This window comes from Bradyrhizobium sp. (assembly GCF_052389815.1).
Classification (GTDB): domain Bacteria; phylum Pseudomonadota; class Alphaproteobacteria; order Rhizobiales; family Xanthobacteraceae; genus Bradyrhizobium.
This window is the reverse complement of sequence record NZ_JBQTHN010000169.1, coordinates 1-7,325: the sequence shown is the minus strand read 5'-3', so window position 1 is coordinate 7,325 and position 7,325 is coordinate 1. Positions and strand designations below refer to the sequence as shown.

The 7,325-nt window shown below is 67.6% G+C and carries 5 protein-coding genes and 1 pseudogene; 1 reads left to right on the top strand and 5 read right to left on the bottom strand.

All coding sequences use genetic code 11. The features are described 5' to 3' along the window. Positions 1-873 precede the first annotated feature (873 nt). A complete protein-coding gene (locus ACT4OC_RS25225; RefSeq protein WP_444841762.1) occupies positions 874-2,295 on the top strand; it encodes a Spy/CpxP family protein refolding chaperone in 1,422 nt (473 codons plus the stop codon). Between the two features lie 184 nt (positions 2,296-2,479). On the opposite strand, the gene ACT4OC_RS25220 is transcribed toward ACT4OC_RS25225, so the two are convergent. The 5 genes and pseudogenes from ACT4OC_RS25220 to ACT4OC_RS25200 all read right to left on the bottom strand — a co-directional run. Beyond that, on the bottom strand, positions 2,480-3,343 hold the full coding sequence (locus ACT4OC_RS25220; protein WP_444841761.1) for a sugar phosphate isomerase/epimerase family protein: 864 nt from the start codon (positions 3,341-3,343) through the stop codon (positions 2,480-2,482). Further along, a complete protein-coding gene (locus ACT4OC_RS25215) occupies positions 3,343-4,533 on the bottom strand; it encodes a dihydrodipicolinate synthase family protein (protein ID WP_444841760.1) in 1,191 nt (396 codons plus the stop codon). Before ACT4OC_RS25215 ends, ACT4OC_RS25220 begins: the two co-directional genes overlap by 1 nt. Before the next feature lie 91 nt (positions 4,534-4,624). Further along, positions 4,625-5,776 carry a Gfo/Idh/MocA family protein gene (locus ACT4OC_RS25210; protein ID WP_444841759.1) on the bottom strand — a complete coding sequence of 384 codons (1,152 nt, stop codon included), beginning with the start codon at positions 5,774-5,776 and terminating at the stop codon, positions 4,625-4,627. Continuing rightward, a complete protein-coding gene (locus ACT4OC_RS25205; protein ID WP_444841758.1) occupies positions 5,773-7,173 on the bottom strand; it encodes a hypothetical protein in 1,401 nt (466 codons plus the stop codon). Before ACT4OC_RS25205 ends, ACT4OC_RS25210 begins: the two co-directional genes overlap by 4 nt. A gap of 11 nt (positions 7,174-7,184) precedes the next feature. Next, positions 7,185-7,325 (bottom strand): annotated as a pseudogene (locus ACT4OC_RS25200) (ABC transporter ATP-binding protein); the annotation flags it as partial.

Here is a 7,325-nt window from a genome sequence, read left to right as displayed (position 1 = left end):
CTTCCCCGCGCAATGGTTTGACGGTTTATACGTGATCTCCCCGGTGAGCGGCCTTTATTGTCACCGTTGCCGGGCCCGCACAGGCAGGCCGGATAGACGCCAGGGTCGCGGCGCCAGGACCACACGATTTCACCGTCCGCAGCTAGCGTTTCGCCCGGCGCAAGCACCTGACGCAGCAAGCGGCCCATCGCAACCCGCACCACGTTTCGTGACGATCGCGAAACGTCCCTCACGGTGGCACGGGCTGGGAAGACGTATAGTTCTGATTTGCGTAATAGTCAAGAGCCTATTTTGTAATTCCGAAAAATTCTTCCCGCCGTTCCGGGGCGAGCGTCCGGCGAACAATCAGGCTGCGCCCCACGAATCCCGCCGCCATGCCGCCTTGCGAAGCGAACGTTTTGCCTCCTCGCGCGTTGAGTTCGGTGGGCGACCGTATAGCGAGGGAGTGCGGTCATGCGTCCGCGCGGCATTGGCTTGGTGACGTTCGTTGTCGGATTTTCTTCGATCGCGGCATGCCTCGGCGCATCCGCCCAGGACCGAAGGGGCGGCCCTCCGGGAGGAGCTCCCGCCGCGCCGGCGGCCCGGCCCGCAGCGCCACCGGCTGCGATAGCGCGGCCCGCCGCGCCTCCACCGGCAGTCGCACGCCCTGCCGCGCCGCCCGCAATGGCGCGTCCGCCGGCAATGGCTCGCCCTGCAGCGCCCGCGGCGCGCCCGGCCCCGCATGTTGCCGCACCGTCGCGACCGGCAACGCCGCACGTTGCAACGCCACGACCGGATTTCCGTCGCGCCGCGCCGCCACCGCAACGTCCGGCCATGGCGCGCCCGGATCGCCCCCGCGTCGCGGCGCCGCCGCGGCCGAGCGGACCGCCCGCAGTGAGCGCCCGCCCCTCGCGAGAGCAGCAGGTCGACACGCGCATGGGCCGGCGCGAACAGCGCGTCCTTGGGCGCGAGCAGCGCGTCCTCGAACGGCAGCAGGCCGTGCAGACCCGGCAGCAGGCGGTGCAGGAACGGCAGCGCGCCAGGCTTTCACGCGAGAGCACCGATCGGCAGGGCCGCATCGATCGCCTGCAACGGCGCGTGGAGGAATTGCAGGCGAGGAAACCGGAGGGAGCACGGGCGCAGCGTGCGCAGCAGCGCTTGCTCCAGACCCAGAACCGCCAGCTTCAACGGGAGCAACGCGTGCAGCAGCGTGACCAGGCGCGCCTGCAAGCGTTGGGGCCGAGGCCGCAAACGGACCGATCCGCCGCCGTGCAGGCCGCCGCGCGCGGCCGGTTTGCCGCGCATTTCCGCGACCGCGATGCGATGCGGGCGCAGGCGGCACTCCGGGATCGCCACCATCATTGGGCGCCCCGCGAGGCCTGGCGGCATCGCAAGCGGGCGGTGTTCGTCGCCTGGCTCGGGCCGGTGTTCTGGCCTTATGCCTATTCCGACATCTTCGAATACACGTTCTGGCCCTACGCCTATGAGCCCGGTTACTGGGCCTACGCCTATGACGACTTCGTCGACACCGTGTTTTGGGGGCCGGACAACCGCTATTCCGCCTATGCCGGCTATCCGGCCGGCGGCGGGATGGCCGCGCGCGACCGCGCAACGCCGGGCACGCAAGCCTACCGGCAAGTGTGCGGCGATCCGCAAGGCGGCGTGACGGCCTGGCCGATCGAAGAGATCGCCAAGGCGGTGCGGCCGACGGCGGAACAGCGCGCCCTGCTCAACGAGCTGAAGGCCGCGGCGGCAAGCGCTGCCGAGACGTTCAGGCAATCCTGCAGCGAAACCTATGCGCTGACCCCGCCCGGGCGACTGCGGGCGATGACGAGCCGCATCCGCGCCACGCTCGATGCGGTCAAGGTCGTGCGGCCGGCGCTGGAGAGGTTCTATGCTTCGCTCAATGACGAGCAGCAGGCGCGCTTCAACGCGCTGCGGCCCAGGATCGACGAGTCCCGGCCGCAACAGGAGGCCAATGCATCGCCCGAGGAAAGCTGCGGCGATCCGAAATCCAGCCTGACGCAATTGCCGATCGAGCGGATCGCTGCGGTGGTCCGTCCGGCGGGCAGGCAGAAGGAAGCACTCGAGCGCCTCGGCGGCGCGACCAACGTTGCCGTGAAGATCCTGCAGGCCGCCTGTCCCGACGCCGTGCCGCAGACGCCGGTCGGCCGGCTGGAGGCGATGGAGAAGCGGCTCGAGGCCATGCTCGCCGCCGCCGACCGCGTGCAACCGGCGCTGGACCAGTTCTATGCCACGCTGAGCGCCGAGCAGAAGGCGCGGTTCAACACCATGCCGCGGGTGGCGGAGCAGTGAAGCGGCGCCCAACACTCCGCTGGTCGTCCCGGCTTCCATTGTCGCCCCGGCGAAGGCCAGGGCCCACAACCACAGGGCGTTGTTTTTAGAACAAGCTGGAACTCCAGCCTTCGCAAAACGAACTCCGGTGGTTATGGGTCCCGGGTCGCGCTCGCTGTGCTCGCTTGCCCGGGACGACTCCGAACTACACCACCGTCCTGTGCCGCTCGATGCAGGTGCGCAGCACCTCGTCCATCGGCCGGCCCCACCAGTCGTTGGAAAAGATCTCGATCTCGCAATAGCCGGCAAAGCCCTGCGACTCGACGGCGGCGCGGACGCGCCTGATGTCGATGACGCCGTCGCCCATCATGCCGCGGTCGTTGAGCATGTCCCTGGTCGGCACCAGCCAGTCGCAGACGTGGAAGGCGAGGATGCGGTCCGTGCCGGCGCGTTCGATCTGGCCCATCAGCTCGGGATCCCACCAGACGTGATAGACGTCGAGCGCTATGCCGAGCATGCCCGAGCGCGCGGGATCGATGGCGTCGCAGAGATCGAGCGCCTGCTTGGTCGTATTCACGCAGGCGCGGTCGGCGGCGTAGGCGGGATGCAAGGGCTCGATGGCGAGCGGCAGGTTGGCTGCGCGCGCGTAGTCCAGCATCTCGGCGATACCGTCATGGACCTGCGTCCACGCCGCGGCGATATCCTTTGACGGCGCGCTGCCCGGCCGCGAGAATTGCGGCAGGCCGCCGACCACCAGCACGATGCAGGACGCGCCCAGCGCCTTCGCCTCGTCCACCGCGCGGCGGTTGTCGTCGCGCACTTCGCTGCGGCGCGCGGCGTCGGAGACGAACATGCCGCCGCGGCAATAGCCGGAGAGATCGAGCCCGGCGTCGCGCACGGCGCGCGCGGCACGATCGAGCCCGACCGCGGCGACCTGGTCGCGCCAGGGATTGATGGCGCGGATGCCATGACGCGCGCAGGCGTCCATGATCTCCAAGAGGTCGCCCTGCTTGCGGACCGTCGCCGTGTTGAGCGACAGCCAGCGGTGATCGTTGGAAAAATCCCGCATCAGGCCTCGATGCCGCGCGTCGCCAGCACCGCCTTCATGCGCCGCGTTGCTGCTTCCGGGTTGCCGAGCAGCCCGGCCTTGTCGGCCAAACGAAACAGTTCGGCCAGATGCAAGGTCGAGCGGGCACTCTCCTGCCCGCCGACCATGGTGAAGTGATCCTGATGGCCGTTGAGGTAGGCCATGAACACGACGCCGGTCTTGTAGAAGCGCGTGGGCGTGCGGAAGATGTGGCGCGACAGCGGCACCGTGGGGCCGAGCACGTCGTGGAAGCCGGCTGCATCGCCCGCCGCAAGCCGCGACAGCGCATAGGACGCCGCGGGCGCAATGGCGTCGAAAATGCCGAGCAGCGCGTGCGAATAGCCAGTTTCGTCGCCGGCGATCAGCTCGGCATAGTTGAAGTCGTCGCCGGTGTACATCTTGACTCTCTTGTCGAGACGGCGGCGGATGTCGATCTCGCGCTGCTTGTCGAGCAGCGAGACCTTGACGCCGTCGACCTTGGCCGCATTGGCGTTGATGATGGCGACCGCCGTGTCCATCGCCTTGTCGAGATCGGCGGTGCCCCAGTAGCCTGCCAGCGCCGGATCGAACATGTCGCCGAGCCAGTGGATGATGACGGGCTCCTTCACCTGCGACAGCACGCGACCATAGACTTTTGCGTAGTCGTCGGCGCTGCGGCCGAGCCTGGCCAGCGCGCGCGAGGCCATCAGGATGATGCGCCCGCCCGCCTTTTCGACGGCGGCGATCTGCTCCTCATAGGCGCGGATCACGTCGTCGGTGGTTTTGGCGTCTTCGACCGCGAGATGGTCGGTGCCGGCGCCGGAGAACACCAGCGCGCCGCGCGTGCGCGCCGCGCGCACCGAGCGCTGGATCAGCTCCAGCGAGGTCGGCCAGTCCAGGCCCATGCCGCGTTGCGCGGTGTCCATGGCCTCGGCCACGCCGAGCCCGAGATCCCAGATGTGCTCGCGGAAGGCGATGGTGCGGTCCCAGTCGATATCAGCCGTCAGCCATGGATCGTTGTCGGCCATGGGATCGGCGACGACGTGGGCGGCGGAGAAGGCGACGCGGTTGAGCGGACCCTGGAGTTTGGCGGGAAAGCTGCGCGAGGCCGCGAGGCGGTAGGTCTCGAGCGTGCGATCCGCCGTCGGCAGTTTGAGCGATAGCGAGGACATCGGCTGGACGGGCTTGTTCATCGTTGGCCTCCTCACGCATTTCGTTTGAGCATGATCTCCGCGCAAACGCTTCGCGTTTGTCGCAGGGAAAACCGGTGCCCACTTTTCCGGATCATGCTGTGATCGGGGCGACGTCGATCCAGCGCCGCTCCTTCCAGCTCTGCAACGCGCATTCGGCGAGCTGCACGCCCTTGGCGCCTTCGAGCAACGTGAACTTGTAGGGCGCATCCTCGCAGACGTGGCGGATGAACATCTCCCACTGCTCCTTGAAGCCGTTGTCGTAGACGGCGTTGTCGGGCAGCTTGTGCCAGTCGGCGTAGAAATCGTGCAGGCGCTTCTCGTCGGGGTTCCACACCGGCCGCGGCGTCGCCTGTCGGGCCTGGATCACGCAATCGGAAAGGCCGGCGACCGCCGAGCCCAGCGTGCCGTCGACCTGGAAGGTGACGAGGTCGTCGCGGTAGACGCGCGTCACCCAGCTCATGTTGATGTGGGCGATGACGCCGCCCTTGAGGCGGAAGGTGGCGTAGGCGGAATCATCGGCGGTCGCCTTGTACTTCTTGCCCTTCTCGTCAAAGCGCTCGGGGATGTCGGTCGTGCCGAGGCACGTGACGCTCTCGACCTCGCCGAACAGATTGTCCAGCACGTAGCGCCAGTGGCACACCATGTCGAGGATGATGCCGCCGCCGTCCTCGGCGCGGTAATTCCACGACGGGCGCTGCGCTTCCTGCCAGTCGCCCTCGAACACCCAGTAACCGAACTCGCCGCGCACCGAGAGAATGCGGCCGAAGAAGCCGGAGTCGCGCAGGAAGGCGAGCTTCTTCAAACCCGGCAGGAACAGCTTGTCCTGCACGGTGCCGTGCTTGACGCCCTTTGAATTGGCGAGTTTCACCACCGCCACGGCCTCCTCGAGATTGGTTGCGATCGGCTTCTCGCAATAGACATGCTTGCCGGCATTGATCGCTTTCGTGAGCAGAGAGGGCCGCGCCTGCGTGGTGGCGGCGTCGAAGAAGATTTCGTCGTTCCTGTCGGCCAGCGCCTTGTCGAGATCGGTGGTGTATCTGATGATGTCGAAGCGCTTTGCGAGCGCAGCGACTTTCTCCGCATCGCGGCCGATGAGAATCGGATCCGGCATTACGCGGTCGCCGTTGGCGAGCAGCACGCCGCCCTGGTCGCGGATCGCGACGATGGAGCGGATCAGGTGCTGGTTCAGCCCCATGCGGCCCGTCACGCCGTTCATGATCAGGCCGAGGCGTTTGGTGGTCATGCCGTCTGCTCCCTTGGAATCGTCCTGGGCCGCGCCAGCGGCGCAATCGAAGTCCAGTCCGGATGGACGGCGCTGGCAAAGCCGGCCGTCGCGAGCGATCCCGTGAGGAGATCGCCGTCATGGATGGCGAGGCGGACCTTGCCGCCGCTGCGCTCGTAGAGATCGCCATGGCCGGCGAGGAAGCGCTCGGCCTCCGCGGCCGGGGTGTCGCCGAAACCGTCGACATAATGGTGACCGTTGCGCTCGGCATGGGTGATGCCGAGCAGCGCGCCCAGCGCCAGATCCTGCTGCACGGCAAGACCTGCCTGGCAGGTCAGGTCCTCGCCCGTGATGAAGCAGCGCGCACCTTGCGCGCTCCACTTCGCCGCGCGCGTCGCGTTGACGACGGACTTGTAGATGCCCTTGCAGGATTTCGAGGAAATGCCGCGATAGCCGAGCGCGCGCGCCGCCGGGAAGGCGTCGTAGGAATCGTCGGCCTCGTCGACGATGAAATCGCGCCGCGCCAGTGCGCCGAGCGGCGATTTGCGCGTGATGTCGCGCGGCATCGGCTGCTCGATGTAGTGCAGTCTTGCGGCGATCGGCGCCAGCGCGCCGTCGCGGTCGAGGCGGTCGACCAGCGTGGCGAGCGCGTCGAGGTCGGCGTACTGCTCGTTGGCGTCCAGCGTGACCTTGTAGTCGTACGGCAGCCGCGCCAGTTCGCCGCCGATCCGGATCAGCCGGTCGGCGTCATGGGCGGGATCGCCGTTGAGCTTGAGCTTGAAATAGCGCGCGCCGGCGATCTCCTTGGGATCGGCGACGCCGCCCTCGCCTTCGATGGCGTCGTCCAGGCCGACGGTGTGGCGGATGGCGACGCGCTCCAGCCGCCTGCGACGGCTGAGGAATTTTTCGATGTCGGCGTCTGCGAGGTCAGGCGACAGCCGCGCATCGATGCCGGCGATGTTCTGCGCCATGCCATCGAAGAAATTCGTGCTGGCGGCGCGGAGCAGCGCATCGAGGATCGCCTTGTCGATCTCGGCCGGGCCGTAAGCCGCCGCCAGCGGCGGAATGTCCTCCTTGGCGCAGAGCTTGACCTGACGGGCGATGCAGGCGGCGTGCAGGCCGAAGGCGGTGTCGAACTCCTTGTGCGACAGATAGAGCTCGCGCGCGATCAGCAGCGAATGGCGCAACTCCTCGACGGTTTGCGCCGGCGTCAGCTGCGGCCGCTTGTCGAACCATTTCGGCACCAGGAACTCGGCGGAGGCGCCGACCGCCCTGCCGTTACCCTCCACCTCGATCTCGACCAGCACGAAGGTCTGCGGCGTCGCATCGATGACGACATTGCCGAAGCGGAACGGCCGCGAGAATTGCACCGGCCGTTCAAAAAAGGCGATATCGCGTATGGCGAGGCGCGGTGCCATTCTGCGAACCCTCAGTCCAGCGAGGTCTGGGTGAAGAAGTGCTTGCGGATGCGCTGCACCAGCTCCGTGAACACGGGGTCGGCCATCGCATCGAGCGAGCGCGGGCGCGGCAGGGGCACGTCGTAGATCGCCGCAATCGCGCCGGGGCGCTC